Genomic DNA, 16,458 nt, shown 5'->3' with positions numbered 1-16,458 from the left:
CGACCACGGATCGCCGCGGACGCGGTCGGCGACGCCGAGACGCACCGACGCCGTCATGCGCAGCCTCGCCGAGGACGCCCGCAAGATCGGCGACGTCGTCGCCCTGATCCAGACCATCGCGGGCCAGACCAACCTTCTGGCCCTCAACGCCACCATCGAGGCGGCGCGGGCCGGCGAGGCCGGCAAGGGCTTCGCCGTGGTGGCGACCGAGGTGAAGAGCCTCGCCACCCAGACCGCCAAGGCCTCCGAGGAGGTCGCCGCCCAGGTGCAGCAGATCCAGAACGCCACCGGCGAGGCGGTCGCCGCGCTCGAAGGCATCCGGGCCACCATCACCAGCATCGACGAGATCACGGCCGGCATCGCTTCGGCCGTGGAGGAGCAGGGCGCGGCGACCCGTGAGATCGCCCGCAACGTCCAGGAGGCGGCGACCGGCACGAACCACGTCGCCGCCACCATCGGCGGGGTGACCGAGGCCTCGGGGGCGGTCGGGCGGGCGGCCGCCGACGTGCTCGGCGCCGCCGGCGCGCTCTCGGCCCGCTCGGGCCGGCTGCGCCAGGAGGTCGACGGCTTCCTGGCCGCCGTGACGGCGGCGTGAGCGCGCCTTGACGGTCGTGGGAGACAGGATGCCGACCGGCTCTTCGACTGGCTGTCCGGCCGGCGTTCTCGCGGCTTGACCCGCGCGGCCGTCCTCCCTATTTTCCGCCCCCGACGCGCAACCTTGGCCCCGGGCCGGGACGCTGCGCTAAGACTTCCACCCGATCCCGCCTCGCCGAGCCACAGGCTCGGCCGCGCGAGGATCGTTTTGCCCATTCACCCGTGGCCTCGACCCACGGCGTGCCGAGGACGAGCCATGAAGATCCGCAACTCGCTCAAGTCGCTGCGCGGGCGCCACCGGGACAACCGCCTGGTCCGCCGCAAGGGCCGCGTCTACATCATCAACAAGACCCAGCGCCGCTTCAAGGCCCGCCAGGGCTGAGGTTGCCGGCGGCCGGTCCGGCGGCCGTCTCGCGCGGCCGTGATCGGGCCGATCGGGCCGTGCCCTTGCCGGGCGCGCGCCGGGCGCCATAGACTGCCCCGATGAGCAGTCGACGGCCGGTCTTCAGACGTTATCTCGCCCTTCGATCGGTCGCCGCGGCCCTCGCCGCCGGCGGCCTCTTTGCGCTTGTCGCGACGACGGCGCCGGCCGTGGCGCAAGCCGCGCCCCCGGGTGCCGCGCCCGGCAGCGAGCCCGACTGGGTGGAGCCGCCCGCCAAGGTGCCGAAGCTCCCGCAGGGCGATCCGACCCGCAATCTCGACACCCTGTTCGGCGCCCTCAAGGTGGCGCCCGACGAGACCACGGCCAAGGCGGTCGAGAACCGCATCTGGGCGGTCTGGCTCGCCTCCGGCAGCGACACCGTCAACCTGCTGATGGCCCGCACCAAGGCGGCGATCGACAAGGACGACCACGCCCTGGCGATCCGCCTCCTCGACGCCATCGTCGAGATCAAGCCCGACTATGTCGAGGGCTGGAACCGCCGCGCCACCGTGTTCTTCCTGAAGAAGGACTACGCCGGCGCGCTCGCCGACCTGCGCCAGGTGCTGCGCCGCGAGCCGCGCCATTTCGGCGCGCTCGCCGGGCTCGGCACCATCATGCAGGAGATCGGCGACGAGAAGAACGCGCTCGGCGCCTATCGCAAGGCGCTCGAGGTCAACCCGCACCTGAAGGGCATGGCCGACAAGGTCCGAGGGCTCACCGAGAAGGTCGAGGGCCGGCCGATCTGAGGGCGGAGTCTGCGCGCCAAACAACGATGCCGGTCGTGCTCCGCACAGGCGGAGCACCCAGTACGCTGCGAGCAAAGAACTTTTTCTCGTAGGGCCGTGGCGACTGGACCGTCCGCCTTCGCGGACGGTGACCACCGTCGATGCCGTGCAACGCGCAATCCTCAGGGGCGCACGACCAAGGCGGAAACCTACTCGGCCGCCTTCGGGCTCACATAGGCGATGCGCACCATGTTGGTGGCGCCCGGCATGCCGAGCGGCATGCCGGCGACGATGATGATGCGGTCGCCGGCGCGGGCGAAGCCCTGGGCGTAGGCGGTGCGGCAGGCGCGCTCGACCATGTCGTCGGGATCGCGCGCGTCGGCGTCGACCACGGCGTGCACGCCCCACACCAGCGCCAGCTTGCGGCCGGTCGCGAGATTCGGCGAGATCGACACCACCGGCACGCTCGGCCGCTCGCGCGCCACCCGGAAGGCGGTCGCCCCGGAAGAGGTCCACGAGACGACGGCCGAGAGGTCGAGCGTCTCGGCCATCTGGCGGGCCGCGGCCGCGATGGCGTCGGCACCGGTGCGCTCGGGCGGCGCCCGCAGGCCCTGGATCACGGTCTCGTAGGTCGGGTCGTGGTCGACCTCCTCGGCGATCCGGTTCATCGTCGCCACCGCCTCGACCGGATACTGGCCGGCGGCCGACTCGGCCGACAGCATCACGGCGTCGGCGCCCTCGAAGATCGCGGTGGCCACGTCCGACACCTCGGCGCGGGTCGGCACCGGGCTCGTAATCATCGATTCGAGCATCTGGGTCGCGACCACGACCGGCTTGCCGGCGCGCCGCGCCTCGCGGGTGATCTGCTTCTGGATGCCCGGCACCTTCTCCAGCGGCATCTCGACGCCGAGATCGCCGCGCGCCACCATCAGGGCGTCGGCGGCATCGAGAATATCGGCGAGATCCCGCACCGCCTGCGGCTTCTCGATCTTGGCGAGCAGCCCGGCCCGGCCGCGGGTGATCTTTCGCGCGGCGGCCAGATCCTGGGCGCGCTGGACGAACGACATGGCGATCCAGTCGGCGCCGGCGTCGAGCGCCGCCTCGAGGTCGCGGTGGTCCTTCTCGGTCAGGGCCGGAAAGGGGATCGTCGTGTCGGGCAGGCTGAGGCCTTTCCGGGCGGTCAGCCGGCCGCCGACCTCGACCCGGGTGATGGTCCGCTCGGGATGCGCCTCGATCACGGTGAGGCGCAGCTTGCCGTCGTCGAGCAGCAGGCTGTGACCGGGCTCGAGCGCCGCCAGCACCTCCGGGTGCGGGACGTGCACGCGCTCGGCCGTGCCCGGCGTCGGGTCGGCGTCGAGCACGAAGGTGGCGCCGCGGTCGAGCGTCACGGCGTCGGTCGCGAAGCTGCCGATGCGCAGCTTGGGGCCCTGCAGGTCGGCCAGAATGCCCACCGGCCGGCCGAGATCCTCCTCCACGCTGCGGATCATGCGCACCATCTCGCGCAGCCGCTCCGGCGTGGTGTGGCTCATGTTGATGCGGAACACGTCGGCGCCGGCCTGGAAGAGGCGGGCGATCGCCGCCTGGTCGGCGCTGACGGGTCCGAGGGTGGCGACGATCTTCACGCGCCGCTGGCGTCTCATCGAGAGGGGCTTCCGGGGAAAGGCTGTGGGCTCGGCGGACGCCCTTGCGCGGGCGGCACCGCCATGAAGGAGGGCGAGCCGGGAGGCGGGGGCGGAGCCCCGGTCGGCCGCTGCGAGGACTGCTCGTTGGAATCGGTCAGTTGCACGGTCCAGGTCTGTTGTTCGCCGGTGTCGACCTCGAAGAAGCCGGTCCGGTCGTAGCCACGCGCCAGACAGTCTTCTGTCCCACGAATCGTGAACTCCTTGTCACGCGTGCACATGAAGGCCTGACCGGACCACTCGCCACCCCGGTCGTAATCTACGGCATAGATGTAATAATATCGTGCAACCAGCGTGCCACGGAGCAGCGTCTCGCAGGTGCGGGCCGGCAGGTTCCACCAGCCCTCGGTCGCCCAGCCGTCGCCGTCCTTGTAGCCGACCGCGACCCCGACCCGCCCGGCCGTGTTGTTGCACATCCGGAAATCCGCGCGGGCGGGACTGCCCGCGCCGACGAGCAGCAGGACGGCCGCGCCGATCGCGACGCCGACGGCCGCGGCCCGCCGCACCCCGGTCAGGAGCGCCCCGGTCAGGAGCGCCCGGCGGGCGACGCTGGGAAGGATCTCGCGCGGTGCCATTCCGGTCGGTGTCGTCCCTGCCGGGCCGATCACCTGTCGACCAGAATAGCCCGGAAATCGTTGATGTTGGTGCAGGTCGGCCCGGGCCGCAACAGGTCGCCGAGCCGCTCGAAGAAGCCGGTGGAATCGTTGTCGGCAAGAAACGCGGCGGGATCGAGGCCGAGGCCGCGGGCCCGCGCCAGCGTCGTCTCGTCGACGAAGGCGCCGGCCGGGTCGTCGGCCTTGCCGCCGCCGCCGTCGATGCCATCGGTGTCGGCGGCGAGCGCCGCCACCCCGGACAGGCCGTCGAGGGCGGCCGCGAGCGCCAGCACGTATTCCTGGTTCGGCCCGCCGCGGCCCTTTCCACGCAACGTCACGGTGAGCTCGCCGCCGGAGAGGATCACGGCACGGCGGTGCTGGGCGACGAACTCCTTGGCGATGGCGGCGTGCTGGGCCGCCACGGTGCGGGCCTCGCCCTCCAGCCGGTCGCCGAGCAGCAGGCAGTCGAGCCCGGACGCCCGGACCGCGGCCTCGACCTGCTCGAAGGCGTCCTGCGGCCGCGACACGATCTGGTAGTCGAGATCCGCGAAGGCCGGGTCGCCGGGCTTCGGCGTCTCGTTCGCCGGGTTCTCCAGTGCCGCCTTGATCTCGTCCGGAACGTCGAGGCCGTAGCGGGCGACGATGGCGCGGGCGTCGGCGAGCGTCGTCGGATCCGGCACGGTCGGGCCGGAGCCGATCACGCTCGGGTCGTCGCCGGGAACGTCGGAGATCGCGAGCGTCACCACCCGGGCCGGATGGGCGCGCGCCGCGAGGCGGCCGCCCTTCAGCCGTGAGAGATGCTTGCGGACCGTGTTGATCTCGCCGATCGTCGCGCCGCAGCGCAGGAGCTGGCGGGTGACGGCCTGCTTGGCGGCGAGCGAGATGCCCTCGGCGGGCGCGATCCAGTTGGCCGAGGCGCCGCCCGAGACCAGCACCAGGACGAGATCGTCCGGTCCGGCCGCGTCGGCGAGCGCCAGCGTCTTCTCCGCGCCGGCGAGGCCGGCCGCGTCGGGCACCGGGTGCCCGGCCTCGACCACCTCGATCACCCGGCCCTTGCGGCCGTGGCCGTGACGCGTCACCGCGATTCCAGTCAACCGGTCCTTGGGCAGCCGCAGCTTGTCGAGATAATGCGCCTCGACCGCCTCGACGGTCGCGCCGGCCGCCTTGCCGGCGGCGAGCACCACGACCCGGCCATGCTCGGGAGGGGCGGGCAGCGCCGGGGGCAGGCAGACCGAAGGATGCGCGGCCGCGACGGCCGCCTCGTACAGCTTGACCAGCAGATCGCGGCTCGGGCTCATTGCAACCTCTGATGATTTCGTCGGCGCGCCACGGCAGCGTCGCGGCACGCCGCGGAGCGTTCGCCTTATAAGGCCTCGCCGGGAGAAAGCATCCCGGAGAACTACGCTGGCACCGGGCGCGACCGGCATGCGATCGACGCGCGGCTGGCGGCCCCGCCCGGCCACCCTTATCTTGCCGATGAGCGGAGACCCATCATGACCCAAACCCCCGACCGTCCCGACACCGACGACGCCCTCGGCCCCCTCGACGCGCTCGACCCGGCCGTCCGCACGGCGCTCGAAGCCGCCGTGTTCCGGCGGCTCGTCGCGCATCTGCGCGAGCGCACCGACGTGCAGAACATCGACCTCATGACTCTCGCCGGCTTCTGCCGCAACTGCCTGTCGAACTGGCTCAAGGACGCGGCCGACGCGACCGGCGTGCCGCTCTCCAAGGATCAGAGCCGCGAGGCCGTCTACGGCATGCCCTACGAGACCTGGAAGGCGCAGCACCAGCGCGAGGCGAGCCCCGCCCAGCAGGCCGCCTTCGCCAAGACCCACACGCACGGCTGACCCACACGCACGGCCGAGCGCGCCACGATCCACGGTCGAGGCTTTTCGCCCACACGGCCGGCTTTTTTGCGCGGGCGTGTGGATGATGTGGATCGCGGCCGTCCTGCCCTCGCGTCGCCTTGACGGGCGGGCAGAATTGGCCCGTATCAGCCGAAACACGTTTTCCGTCGAGGACCGACATGCCCGCAACCGCCGCCGCCGCCGATGCCCGTGCCGACAAGAATCGCGCGGAGCGGTTCGCCCAGGACCAGCTCCGCGCCTTCGTCGAGCGCATCGAGAAGCTCGAGGAGGAGAAGAAGGCCATCGCCGACGACATCAAGGACGTGTTCGCCGAGGCGAAGGGCAACGGCTACGACACCAAGGCGCTGCGCGCCGTGATCCGCCTGCGCAAGCAGGACAAGGACGAGCGCGCCGAGCACGAGGCGATCCTGGAGACCTACAAGGCCGCCCTCGGCATGATGTGAGACGCCGCACCCAGGTGGCGCGCCCCGAGGACCGAAACGACTCCCCAAGTGCTCGGTCTCGTGCCCCGGACAAGGCGCGGCAGGCCGCAGGCCTGATGCGCCGCAGAGCCGGGGCCTAGGGCCGCACGACGAGCGCCACGACGGACCGCACGTAAAAGGGTTCCAGAAGTCTCGCCCGATCGCCGCTGGGTCCCGGTTCGCGGCGCGTTGCGCCGCGCCCGGGACACGAGGCTTTGCGTCCTTTGCCGGCGTCGTGATCACGCCCAGATCGCCATGCGCAGGCCGTGGCGGTCGCGCGGCGGCGGATCGGGGAACGGCGTCGCGACGCCGGCGCGAAGGCGTCGCGCCGTGACGGCGCAGGCGAGCGCGTCGAGGAGATCGTCCGGCCCGGCTCCCTTCGGCGGCGGCGCCTCGACCACGACCGCCGGCAGGCCGGCGCCGATCAGCAGAGCGCGCCGCTGCGCCAGCCCGGGCGGATGAGGACGGCTCTTCACCTTCTTGGGCTCGGCGAGCGCCGCCTCGCCGTTCATTCGCCAGAACGCCACCTCGGGATGCACCTCGAAGACACGCGCCGCCAACTCCGGGTCGGCGATCAGCAGCGCGTCGATCTCGCGGATCTTTCCGGTCAGCATGAAGAGCTGGCGCGACACCTTTCGCGGCGGCTCCGAGGTGGCGAGCGCCGCCGCGCAGGCCGCGCCGTAGTCCGGCGCGTGGACGGCCGCCCGCGACGGCACCGAGAACACCGAGGACTGCCGTGCGCCGAGCCGCGGCCGCACGGCGTTCTCCGCCTCGCGGCCGCCCGGGCCGACCCGCTCGGGCAGGCCGATCGGCATGTCGACGGCGATCACGGCCGGCGCTTCCGGCGCCGTGACGATGTCGGCGAAGCGCCGCTCGACCCGCACCCGCACCTCGCTCCCGCTCGGCGTCACATACGCCACCACCCAGCCGCCCGGGCAGCCGTCGACCCCGGCCAGCCATTGATCATCCATAAGCGCTCGTTCTCCCCATGGGGCGGCCTGCGCGGCCTGCTCCGAACCGCGACGATTCCTTGATCGGCGAGGTTCCCACACCGGAAAAAAATGCTCTAGGGTCGCGGCGCCGCTCCGCCCCGCACCCCCGGCGCGAGCCCAAAACTTCCGGAGACAGATCATGACGATCCGACCGCGCCGCAGCGTGCTCTACATGCCGGGCTCCAACCCCCGTGCGATGGAGAAGGCCAAGACCCTGCCGATCGACGCCGTGATCCTCGACCTCGAGGACTCGGTCGCGCCGGACGCCAAGGGCGAGGCCCGCAAGCTGGTCGCCGAGACCGTCAAGGCGGGCGGGTTCGGCCGCCGCGAGGTGTTCGTGCGCGTCAACGGCGTCGACACGCCGTGGTTCAGCGACGACCTCGACGCCGTCGTGCCGGCCAAGCCGGACGTGATTCTCGTGCCGAAGGTGTCGAGCCCGGACACCCTGGAGATGATCGGCCAGCGCCTCCTCGACATGCACGCCGACAGCCGGATCCGCATCTGGATCATGATCGAGACGCCGCTGTCGATCTTCAACATCCAGGCGCTCGCCGCCTGCGCCGGCGACAGCGAGACGCGGCTCGGCGGCTTCGTGATGGGCACCAACGATCTCGCCAAGGAGACGCGGGTGCGCCTGGTGCCCGGTCGCGCGCCGATGACCGGCTGGCTCGCCACCTGCGTGCTCGCCGCCCACGCCTACGGGCTCGACATCGTCGATGGCGTCTACAACACGCTCTCCGACATGGAGGGCTTCGAGCGCGAGTGCCGCGAGGGCCGCGATCTCGGCTTCGACGGCAAGACGCTGATCCACCCGAACCAGATCGCGCCGTGCAACGCCGTCTTCTCGCCGAGCGACGACGAGGTCGTGCTGGCCCGCAAGATGATCGCCGCCTTCGAGCAGCCGGAGAACCGCGGCAAGGGCGTGGTGCAGATCGACGGCCGCATGGTCGAGCGCCTGCACGCCGAGATGGCCCAGCGCACCGTGGCGATCGCCGACGCGATCGGCGCGGGGTGAGAGCGTTTCACCTCTCCCCTGCGGGGAGAAGTCGGGGCTCGCGCGACAGCGCGAGCTCCGGGTGAGGGGTGCCGCCCTCTCGATGATCCATTGGCGTCGGCCCCCCCCCTCACCCCGACCCTCTCCCCGCAGGGGAGAGGCAGTCGCGCCGCACTCGCCGCTTCGTCAGAGGACGTCTGCACCGCCGTCCCGACGCGACCGACCTCTTCGTGGAAGGCGGGGCCCGCGAAGAGCCCGTACCATCACGCCGCCGCGGGGGCGGCCGGTGGTGCCGGTGGCGCCGGGGTGGCCGGCGTCTCGGCGGCGAGCCCGGCCAGCACCGGGGCGAGCCGCTGCAGCAGCGCCGCCTTGTAGAGGGGCTTGGCGATGAAGTCGGTCATGCCGGCCGCGTGGCAGGCGGCGGCATCCTCCGGGAACGCATTGGCCGTGAGGGCGACGATCGGGATGCGGCTCCACGCGCCGCCGAGCGCCCGGATCTCGCGGGCCGCCGTGAGCCCGTCCATCTCCGGCATGCGCATGTCCATGAACACGATGTCGAAGGCGTGGGCGCGCGCCTGCTCGACCGCGTCGCGGCCGTTGGCGGCGATCACCAGGGTCGACGGCACGCCCTGCAGGAGCTTGGCGAAGACGAGCTGATTGGTCGCGTTGTCCTCGGCGAGCAGCACGCGGATCGGCCGCGCCGCCGCGGCGACGGGAGCCGTGATCGCCCCGCCGGCCGCGGCGGCGTCGGCCGCCACCGTCGGTGCGGCCGTCTCGGGGATCCGCAGTGTCAGGGTCACCGTGACCGTGGTGCCGCCGCCGGCCTGCGACTCGACCCGGATGGTGCCGCCCATCAGGTCGATGAGGCGCTTGCAGATGGCGAGCCCCAGCCCGGTGCCGCCGAACCGGCTGGAGATCGAGCGGTCGGCCTGGCCGAACTCGGTGAACAGCCGGTCGATCTTGTCGGCGGCGATTCCGATCCCGGTGTCCCGCACGACGCATTGGAGGGTCGCTTCGGTCGCGTTCCGGCCGGTGCAGTAGAGCTGGACCTCGACCGTGCCGGTGGCCGTGAACTTGATCGCGTTGTCGATAAGGTTGAGCAGAACCTGGCGCAGCCGCGCGCCGTCGCCGATCAGCTCGGCCGGCAGGCCGGGATCGACCAGCACGCGCAGCGTCAGACCCTTGTCGTGCGCCCGCGGCCCGACGATGCAGACGACCTTGCCGACCACGGTGGCGGGCGAGAACGGCGCCGCCTCGAGCTCGAGGCGGCCGGCGTCGAGCTTGGAGAAGTCGAGCACGTCGTTGAGGATGTGCAGGAGGTCGGCGCCCGAGCCGGCGATCGTCTCGGCGAGATGGCGCTGCTCCGGATCCAGCCTGGTGTCGAGCAGCGCCGAGGACAGGCCGATCACCGCGTTCATCGGCGTGCGGATCTCGTGGCTCATCATGGCGAGGAAAGCCGACTTGGCGGCGGTCGCCTCCTCGGCGAGCCGGAGCGCCTTCGCGGTGTGGTCGATCTGCTCGCGCAGGCTGCGCTGCACCTCCTCGTGCTCGTCGGTGGCGCGCTTCAGCGCCCGGATCGGCACCAGATAGGCGCAGACCAGGATCACGGCGCCGGCCACGAGGCCGAGCAGCAGGACGAGCCCGGTCTGGATCAGCAGTGGCCAGAGGTCGGCGGTCGCCCGCACGGTGCCGACGGTCTGGCCCCGCACGATGATCGGCCGCTCGATCGCGTAGGTCGGCGCGGCGAGCACGGGGCCGGCCTCGGCCACCTGCTGGCCCTTGGCATCGACCACCGTCAGGCTCTCGCGGATCCGGTAGTAGTTGATGAAGTCGGCGAGCCGGTGGCCGGCGAACCGCCAGGCGTCGCCCTGGGTGTAGGCGTATTCGGCGATCCGCCGCGCCGCCAGCTCGGCCCGATAGCCGAGCTTGGCCTCCTCCTTGCGATAAAGGTCGAAGCCGAACAGCGCCGGCCCGACCAATGCGGTGAAGATCGTGACGGCCAGCACCACGGTCCGGACGGAGCGGTCGAGGATGGTGAAGGATCGGGACGGGCTCATCGCGCTACTCGATCGGAATGGCGCCGTAGGCTCGGAGCAGATCGAGCCCGGCCGGCGATCGCAGATAGGACAGCAGGCGCCTCGTCTCCGGCCGCGGCTCGCCCTGCGTCACGGCGCAGACCGCCACCCAGAGCGGATAGGTCCGGTCTTCCAGGGAGACGGCACGCGGCTCGACGCCGTCGAGCGCCACCGGCCGCAGATCGAGCTTCTCGGCGCGGAGCTGCAGCACGCTCATCACGGTGAGCGAGCCGTCGATGCGCTGCGCCCGGTCGGCGTTCTCCTGGTCCGTGGTCGCGACCGGCACGCCCGAGCGGCCATAGGCGGCCTCCAGGGCCGCCGCCATTTTCGGCTCGAAGGCGACCAGATAGCCGTTCTCGGATCCGGCCCGGGTGCGCAGGATCACGTTCAGCGGCTTGCCGTCAGGCCAGCGCGGCGACACCTCGCTGTAGAGTCGCGGCAGATCGGCGCTGCGGACGCCGGGCGGCGCCGGATGCGACGAGACGAAGGCCAGCGGCGTGCGCAAGCAGAACGCCTCGACGAATCCCTTGGCGCGCTCGTCCGGCTTCAGGCGCCGGCCCGTCACGGCAATGTCGATGGCGCGTTCCTGCAAGGCGCGCAGTCCGCCGGGCGTGCCGAGGCTCGGCAGCACCTCGACGGTGACGCCGGGCGCGGTGGCCGTGAACGTATCGCCGATCTCCCGCATCGCGGCGAGCGCCATGCCGGTGCCGCCGATCCGCACCACGTCCGCAGCGGCGGCGGCCGGAGCGACCCACGATGCGAGTGCGAGCGCCGCGATGAAGAGACCGCGGCAGGCAGCTTTCCGGGGAACGAAGGCGGCACACGCGGGTCCCACGGGGGACATCTCTCCTCCTGACGGCGCAACCAGTCGTATCCTAGTGAAAGCAGCCGGAAGGTCGAGAGGAGCCAGCAGAATACCGGTTGGTCGAAGTCCTTTTCCGCACCTTTTGGTCGAGCAGGCTAATTCTGTCGGATGTGAGGTGCCGCGCCGGGCTCGGTCAGGCCGGGGCGCCGGCCTGCTCCAGGCCTGCCGTGACGAAGTTCACGGCCTGCGGCGCCGTCACGGCGACGAGAATTTTTTCCATGATGCGGAAATAGCCGAGATCGACCGTGCCCTCCGCCGTCCCCTCGACCGTGCCGGCCGGATCGGCCGGGTCGAGCGTGAGGTCGAATCCTTCCCCGGCATAGCGCAGCCGCGAGCCGGCGGCCGGGACATCGAGCCGCACCACCCGCCCGGCGAACCGGCCGTGCATGCGCAACGTCCCATCGGTGCGCTCGAGGACAAAACCGTCGCGCTGGGGGGCGTCGTCGAAGGCGGCGCGGCTGCCGAAGAACATCGGCTTCACCAGATACGGTCCGCCGTCCTCCGGGCACAGCACGTCGCAGGTGCCGCACTCGTTGCAGGCGTCCGCGAAGGTGCCGATCTGCCGCGGCTTCTGCAGCACGAGCGTGCCGATCGGCTCGGCCGTCCAGCCGTCGGCGGTCTTCATCAGGCGCTCGATCGGCGTCTCGCCGGGCGGGATCGCGAAGGTGAAGTTCGCGTCGTTCGGGCACACCGGGATGCACTTGTCGCAGGTGAGGCAGTCGAACAGCACGAGGTTGGAGTTGATCTTCTTGGGCGGGGTCGAATGCTCCGCCGCGTCGTAGCGTCGGCTCGCCGCGACCTGCGCCGCATAGGCGGCCGTGTTGAGGAGCCGCGCCGCCGAGACCCAGGGCGCGAAGGCAGTGCCCGCCGCCGCGCGCAGATCGGTTCCGGCCGCGAGCGCCGCCTTGCAGGCCGCCGTCTGCTCGGGCGACAGGGCGAGCTTGTCCAGCGCGGTCTCGCCCTGGCCGAACGCCTTGATCACATAGGTGTCGATGTCGTCGGCGCCGAGCTCCGCCATCCTCGCGGTCAGAACCTGGAAGAACCGGTAGCCGCGCCGATAGCCGCCCGGCTTGAGGAAGTTGGTGCACACCGTGACGGGCGTCAGCCCGAGCGCCACCGCATCGGAAAAATTGCCCTCGTCGATGCCGGCCGAGAAGGAGATCGGGAAGCGATCGCCGAACTCTTTCCGGAAGCGGTCGACCAGCGCGATCGCGATCGGGTGCAGGGGCGGGCCGGACAGGTACATGTTCGTCTCGGCGGCCGAAAAGAAGCTCTTGTGGTTGTTCACCACCAGCGTGTTGGAGAACTTCACGCCGAAGCGCCGCCCGAGCTTCTCCGCGAGGAGGCCGAGCCGGTCGACGAAGCCGGTCACCTGCGCCCAGGTCGCGTCCTTGTCGAAGGCGGCATCCGGCACGCTCAGCTCGGTGTAGCCCAGCTTGTCGCGCAACAGCGTCGTGAGCTGATCACGTCCGAGCAGCGTCGGGTTCAGCTTGACGATCACGTCGATCCCGACCTCTTCCAAGAGGAAGGCCGCGATCTTCTCGATCTCCTCGGGCGGGCAGCCGTGGAAGGTCGACAGCGTCAGCGTGTCGGAGAGGCGGGTCGGGAAGGCGAGGTCGCGGAAGCGCGCCCATTCGTCCGGGATCTCGGCGCGCAGCCGCTCGACCACGGCGCTCGCGTCCATCATGCCGGCCATGAAGGCGCGCACCCGCTCGGACCGGATGCCGGCGAGATCGTAGCCGACGCTCATGTCGAACACGGTCTCGTCGAGCCCGGTCACGACGCCGTCGGCCTTCAGCATCTCGATCAGCATCGCGGCCTTGACGTACTCCTCGAGCGACTGCTCGAGCGTCAGCTCCTGCGACCACTCGACGTTGAAGCCGACCGTCTCGACGTCGATGCAGGGGCGCGACAGCTCGAGCCGGTCCTTGATCTGGACCGTCTTCAGCTCGATCACGCGCCCGCCGGCGAGCCACGACGAGACGATGTTCTGCGCCATCTGGGTGTGCGGCCCGGCGGCCGGTCCGAACGGCGTCGCGACGCGGCGACCGTGGAACGACACCGACAAGTCGCGTCCGGGCGTCGCCTGCACGAAGAACTTTTGGGGCAGATCGAACGCCGAGCGCTTGAGGGCGAGTTCGCGGAAGAGGCGTGTGACGAGCACGCCGAGCGGAATGGGGACCAGATCGACCATGGTCCCGAAGCTCGCCGGGCCGCGACCCGACCGCAAGTCGGGCGACTACGGACCGGGAAAACCTCGCATCCGTAAGGGGTTCGCGGCAGCGCCAAAAAGCGCCCAAGAACCCCCATGCGAATACCGGAGCGGCGCCGCCGGCATGGCGGGCGCGGCCTCGCCGTGTTGCTGGCCGGGCGGGTCGCCGATAGCGTGCCGGCCATGACCGCGCCTCCCCCCGCCGCCCCGCCGCCGCTGCCCCCCGGGGGAGCACCGCGCGGCGTATTCGCGCCGTTCCGGCATCGCGACTTCACGGTGCTGTGGAGCGCCACGGTGCTCAGCAATGTCGGCGTGTGGATGTACAACGCCGCTGCCGGCTGGCTGATCGCCGTGCTCGACCCGCGGCCTCTGACCGTCTCGCTCGTCCAGGTCGCCACCCTGCTGCCGATGGCGCTGGTGGCGCTGCCGGCCGGCGCGCTCGCCGACATCGTCGACCGCCGCCGCCTGCTGATCGCCGTCCAGGTCGCCACCATGGCGGCCTCCGCCCTGCTCGGGCTGATCGTGCTCGGCGGCCTCGCCACGCCCGCCCTGGTGCTCGGCTTCACGTTCGCGGCCGGCGTCGGCGCCGCCATGGTGGCGCCGGCCTGGCAGGCCGTGGTGCCGCAGCTCGTGCCCAAGGCCGATCTGCCGAGCGCCGTCGCGCTCAACAGCGTCGGCATCAACATCAGCCGGGCGCTCGGCCCGGCGCTGGCCGGCCTCGCCATCGCGGCGCTCGGCCTCGCCTCGCCGTTCCTGATCAACGCGCTGGGCTTCCTGCTGGTGATCAGCGCACTGGTCTGGTGGCGGCGCAAGCCGGGGCGCGCCAGCCAGCTCCCGGCCGAGCGGTTCGGCAACGCCATCCGGATCGGCCTGCGGCACGCGCGGCGCAACCCGCATCTGCGCGCGACCCTCGCCCGCAGCCTCGGCTTCTTCGTCTGCGCCAGCGCCTACTGGGCGCTGCTGCCGCTGATCGCCCGCGACCTCGTCGCCGGCGGGCCGCAGCTCTACGGCCTGATGCTCGGCGCCATCGGGGTCGGCGCGCTTCTCGGCGCGCTGGCGTTGCCGCGCCTGAAGGCGCGGCTCGGCGCCGACCGGCTGGTCGCGGCGGCGACGCTCGCCACCGCGGCGGCCCTCCTCCTGTTCGCCCTCGCCCGGCATCCCGCCGTGGCGCTGGCGGCGAGCGTGCTGGCCGGCGCGGCGTGGATCCAGGTGCTGTCGAGCCTCAACGTCTCGGCCCAGGTGGCGTTGCCCGACTGGGTGCGCGGCCGCGGGCTCGCCGTGTTCGTCACCGTGATGTCGGCCGCCATGACTCTCGGCAGCCTCCTGTGGGGCAAGCTCGCCGGGCTGATCGGCCTGCCGCTCGCGCTGGTCGCCGCGGCCGCCGGCTTGGTGGCCGCCATTCCCCTGACTCGGCGCGCAAAACTGCAGACCGGGCTCGGCGTCGATCTCTCGCCGTCGATGCACTGGCCGCAGCCGGTGCTGTCGCACGAGGTGGCGCCCGACCGCGGCCCTGTGATGGTGAGCGTCGAGTACCGCATCGATCCGAAGGACCGCGAAGCGTTCCTGGAGAAGCTCGCCGTGATGGAGCACGAGCGCCGTCGCGATGGCGCCTATGCCTGGGGCCTGTTCGACGACGCCGCGACCGAGGGTCGCTATGTCGAGACCTTCATGGTCGAGTCCTGGCTCGAGCATCTGCGCCAGCACGAGCGCATCACCCGCGCCGCCCGCGCCCTGCAGGACGAGATCCGCGCCCTCAATCGCCCCGGTTTTCCGACCGTGACGCATCTGATCGCGACCGATCTCCCGCGCCGAAACCCGCGGCCCGAGGAGGCGGACGAGACGGCGTGAGCCGCCGCCGCCAGCCCCGAACTCCGCTCGTCCCCGCGAAGGCGGGGACCCAGGACGACACGGCAAGACGCTCCTGGATGCCCGCCTGCGCGGGCCTGAGCGGAGCGTGGGGCGACGTGGGAGAGCACCGATCTAAGGTGCGGCGACGCGCAGGATCACCTTGCCCGTGGTGGCGCGGTCGCGCAGTGCCGCGAGTGCTGCCGGCAGATCGTCGAAGCCGAACACGGCACCGACATGCGGGCGGATTTTTCCGTGTGCCGCCAGCTCGGACAGGCGGGCGCCGATCCGCGCCAGCATCGGCCCGTCATGGTCGGGATGGAAGTAGACGCCGATCGCCGCGAGGCGCCGCAGCAAGAGCCGGTTGGCCGGAATCTGCGGGATGGTGCCGCCGGCAAAACCGGTGACCAGCAGGCGCCCGCCCCAGGCGAGCAGCCGCAGGAGATCCTTGCCCTCGCCGCCGACCGAGTCGAGCAGCACGTCGACGCCGCGCCCGTCGGTCGCCGCCATCACGGCCTCGGCGAGCGGCGTCGCGCGGTAGTCGATCGCGACGTCGGCGCCGTGGCTCTTCACCAGCGCGCATTTGTCCGGGCCGCCCGCCGCGGCGAGCACGACGGCGCCGAGCGCCTTCGCCACCTCGACGGCGGCGAGCCCGACGCCGCCGGCCGCGGCCGTGATCAGCACGGTCTCGCCCGGCCGCACCACCGTGCTCTCGGTCAGCGCGACCAGCGCCGTCGTGGTGACGATCGGCAGCGCCGCGGCTTCGGCCGGCGTCAGCCCGTCCGGCACCCGCATCGCGAGGTTTTCACGCAACACGGCGTGGTCCGCGAAGGCGCCGGTCTCGACCTTGCCGGCGACCCGCGTGCCGACCGGGATCGTCACGCCCGCGCCCACCGCCTCCACGGTCCCGGCCAGCTCCTGCCCCATGGTGAAGGGCCGCGCCGGGCGCACCTGATAACGGTCGTCGGCCATCAGGAGGTCGGCGAAGTTCAGCGCCGCCGCCTCGACCCGCACCAGCATCTCGCCCGGCCCCGGCGCCGGTCGCGGCACTTCGCCCGGCGCGAGCCCGTCGATCCCCGGCGCGAGCGAGCGCCAGGCGCGCATCGTGGTGGTCATGACGAAGCCCCTCCGGCC

15 protein-coding genes are annotated in these 16,458 nt (G+C 71.8%); 7 read left to right on the top strand and 8 right to left on the bottom strand.

Annotation, left to right across the window (positions count from 1 at the left end; all coding sequences use genetic code 11):
• From ABTU92_RS19790 to ABTU92_RS19780, 3 genes are all read left to right on the top strand, one after another.
• Window positions 1-595: methyl-accepting chemotaxis protein (locus ABTU92_RS19790; protein ID WP_408093347.1), on the top strand; the 595-nt coding region annotated here is incomplete at its 5' end.
• 255 nt (window positions 596-850) lie between these two features.
• On the top strand, window positions 851-976 hold the full coding sequence (gene ykgO, locus ABTU92_RS19785) for a type B 50S ribosomal protein L36 (protein WP_111359374.1): 126 nt from the start codon (window positions 851-853) through the stop codon (window positions 974-976).
• Window positions 977-1,077: 101 nt separating this feature from the next.
• Window positions 1,078-1,761: a tetratricopeptide repeat protein gene (locus ABTU92_RS19780; protein WP_408093346.1), complete on the top strand. Its 684-nt coding sequence runs from the start codon at window positions 1,078-1,080 to the stop codon at window positions 1,759-1,761.
• A 188-nt stretch (window positions 1,762-1,949) separates the two neighbouring features.
• On the opposite strand, the gene pyk is transcribed toward ABTU92_RS19780, so the two are convergent.
• The 3 genes from pyk to ABTU92_RS19765 are packed head-to-tail and all read right to left on the bottom strand — an operon-like array spanning window position 1,950 to window position 5,310.
• A complete protein-coding gene (gene pyk / locus ABTU92_RS19775) occupies window positions 1,950-3,380 on the bottom strand; it encodes a pyruvate kinase (protein ID WP_408093345.1) in 1,431 nt (476 codons plus the stop codon).
• A complete protein-coding gene (locus ABTU92_RS19770) occupies window positions 3,377-3,994 on the bottom strand; it encodes a DUF1036 domain-containing protein (RefSeq protein ID WP_408093344.1) in 618 nt (205 codons plus the stop codon). Before ABTU92_RS19770 ends, pyk begins: the two co-directional genes overlap by 4 nt.
• Before the next feature lie 29 nt (window positions 3,995-4,023).
• Window positions 4,024-5,310 carry a glycerate kinase gene (locus ABTU92_RS19765; RefSeq protein ID WP_408093343.1) on the bottom strand — a complete coding sequence of 429 codons (1,287 nt, stop codon included), beginning with the start codon at window positions 5,308-5,310 and terminating at the stop codon, window positions 4,024-4,026.
• 195 nt (window positions 5,311-5,505) lie between these two features.
• Between ABTU92_RS19765 and ABTU92_RS19760 the strand changes: the two genes are divergently transcribed.
• A complete protein-coding gene (locus tag ABTU92_RS19760) occupies window positions 5,506-5,859 on the top strand; it encodes a DUF1244 domain-containing protein (protein WP_408093342.1) in 354 nt (117 codons plus the stop codon).
• A gap of 179 nt (window positions 5,860-6,038) precedes the next feature.
• Entirely contained in the window at window positions 6,039-6,323 is a 285-nt protein-coding gene (locus ABTU92_RS19755; protein ID WP_111359100.1) for a DUF2312 domain-containing protein, read from the top strand.
• A gap of 257 nt (window positions 6,324-6,580) precedes the next feature.
• On the opposite strand, the gene ABTU92_RS19750 is transcribed toward ABTU92_RS19755, so the two are convergent.
• Complete coding sequence (locus tag ABTU92_RS19750; RefSeq protein WP_408093341.1) at window positions 6,581-7,312, bottom strand: DUF429 domain-containing protein; 732 nt, start codon at window positions 7,310-7,312, stop codon at window positions 6,581-6,583.
• Window positions 7,313-7,472: 160 nt separating this feature from the next.
• Here ABTU92_RS19750 and ABTU92_RS19745 point away from each other — a divergent pair, with 160 nt between their 5' ends.
• Entirely contained in the window at window positions 7,473-8,348 is an 876-nt protein-coding gene (locus tag ABTU92_RS19745; RefSeq protein WP_408093340.1) for an HpcH/HpaI aldolase/citrate lyase family protein, read from the top strand.
• A gap of 242 nt (window positions 8,349-8,590) precedes the next feature.
• On the opposite strand, the gene ABTU92_RS19740 is transcribed toward ABTU92_RS19745, so the two are convergent.
• The 3 genes from ABTU92_RS19740 to ABTU92_RS19730 form a co-directional block, all read right to left on the bottom strand.
• Window positions 8,591-10,384 (bottom strand): ATP-binding protein, encoded by a 1,794-nt coding sequence (locus ABTU92_RS19740; protein ID WP_408093339.1) that lies wholly within the window; start codon window positions 10,382-10,384, stop codon window positions 8,591-8,593.
• A gap of 4 nt (window positions 10,385-10,388) precedes the next feature.
• Entirely contained in the window at window positions 10,389-11,246 is an 858-nt protein-coding gene (locus ABTU92_RS19735; protein ID WP_408093338.1) for a PstS family phosphate ABC transporter substrate-binding protein, read from the bottom strand.
• Window positions 11,247-11,400: 154 nt separating this feature from the next.
• Window positions 11,401-13,461, bottom strand: a complete 2,061-nt coding sequence (locus tag ABTU92_RS19730; RefSeq protein ID WP_408093337.1) for a hypothetical protein — start codon at window positions 13,459-13,461, stop codon at window positions 11,401-11,403.
• A gap of 201 nt (window positions 13,462-13,662) precedes the next feature.
• On the opposite strand from ABTU92_RS19730, the gene ABTU92_RS19725 reads away from it, so the two are divergent.
• Window positions 13,663-15,327 (top strand): MFS transporter, encoded by a 1,665-nt coding sequence (locus ABTU92_RS19725; RefSeq protein WP_408093336.1) that lies wholly within the window; start codon window positions 13,663-13,665, stop codon window positions 15,325-15,327.
• Between the two features lie 132 nt (window positions 15,328-15,459).
• Here ABTU92_RS19725 and ABTU92_RS19720 read toward each other — a convergent pair whose 3' ends face one another.
• Complete coding sequence (locus tag ABTU92_RS19720; RefSeq protein WP_408093335.1) at window positions 15,460-16,440, bottom strand: NADPH:quinone oxidoreductase family protein; 981 nt, start codon at window positions 16,438-16,440, stop codon at window positions 15,460-15,462.
• Window positions 16,441-16,458: the final 18 nt, after the last annotated feature.

It is taken from the genome of Rhodoplanes sp. SY1, assembly GCF_046000175.1.
GTDB lineage: Bacteria > Pseudomonadota > Alphaproteobacteria > Rhizobiales > Xanthobacteraceae > Rhodoplanes.
The sequence above is the reverse complement of the archived record's forward strand: the minus strand, read 5'-3'. Positions and strand labels throughout refer to the sequence as shown.

Coding starts and splice junctions, on each gene's coding strand:
- ykgO (WP_111359374.1), top strand. CDS start 851: ATGAAGATCCGCAACTCGCTCAAGTCGCTGCGCGGGCGCCACCGGGAC.
- ABTU92_RS19780 (WP_408093346.1), top strand. CDS start 1,078: ATGAGCAGTCGACGGCCGGTCTTCAGACGTTATCTCGCCCTTCGATCG.
- pyk (WP_408093345.1), bottom strand. CDS start 3,380: ATGAGACGCCAGCGGCGCGTGAAGATCGTCGCCACCCTCGGACCCGTC.
- ABTU92_RS19770 (WP_408093344.1), bottom strand. CDS start 3,994: ATGGCACCGCGCGAGATCCTTCCCAGCGTCGCCCGCCGGGCGCTCCTG.
- ABTU92_RS19765 (WP_408093343.1), bottom strand. CDS start 5,310: ATGAGCCCGAGCCGCGATCTGCTGGTCAAGCTGTACGAGGCGGCCGTC.
- ABTU92_RS19760 (WP_408093342.1), top strand. CDS start 5,506: ATGACCCAAACCCCCGACCGTCCCGACACCGACGACGCCCTCGGCCCC.
- ABTU92_RS19755 (WP_111359100.1), top strand. CDS start 6,039: ATGCCCGCAACCGCCGCCGCCGCCGATGCCCGTGCCGACAAGAATCGC.
- ABTU92_RS19750 (WP_408093341.1), bottom strand. CDS start 7,312: ATGGATGATCAATGGCTGGCCGGGGTCGACGGCTGCCCGGGCGGCTGG.
- ABTU92_RS19745 (WP_408093340.1), top strand. CDS start 7,473: ATGACGATCCGACCGCGCCGCAGCGTGCTCTACATGCCGGGCTCCAAC.
- ABTU92_RS19740 (WP_408093339.1), bottom strand. CDS start 10,384: ATGAGCCCGTCCCGATCCTTCACCATCCTCGACCGCTCCGTCCGGACC.
- ABTU92_RS19735 (WP_408093338.1), bottom strand. CDS start 11,246: ATGTCCCCCGTGGGACCCGCGTGTGCCGCCTTCGTTCCCCGGAAAGCT.
- ABTU92_RS19730 (WP_408093337.1), bottom strand. CDS start 13,461: ATGGTCGATCTGGTCCCCATTCCGCTCGGCGTGCTCGTCACACGCCTC.
- ABTU92_RS19725 (WP_408093336.1), top strand. CDS start 13,663: ATGACCGCGCCTCCCCCCGCCGCCCCGCCGCCGCTGCCCCCCGGGGGA.
- ABTU92_RS19720 (WP_408093335.1), bottom strand. CDS start 16,440: ATGACCACCACGATGCGCGCCTGGCGCTCGCTCGCGCCGGGGATCGAC.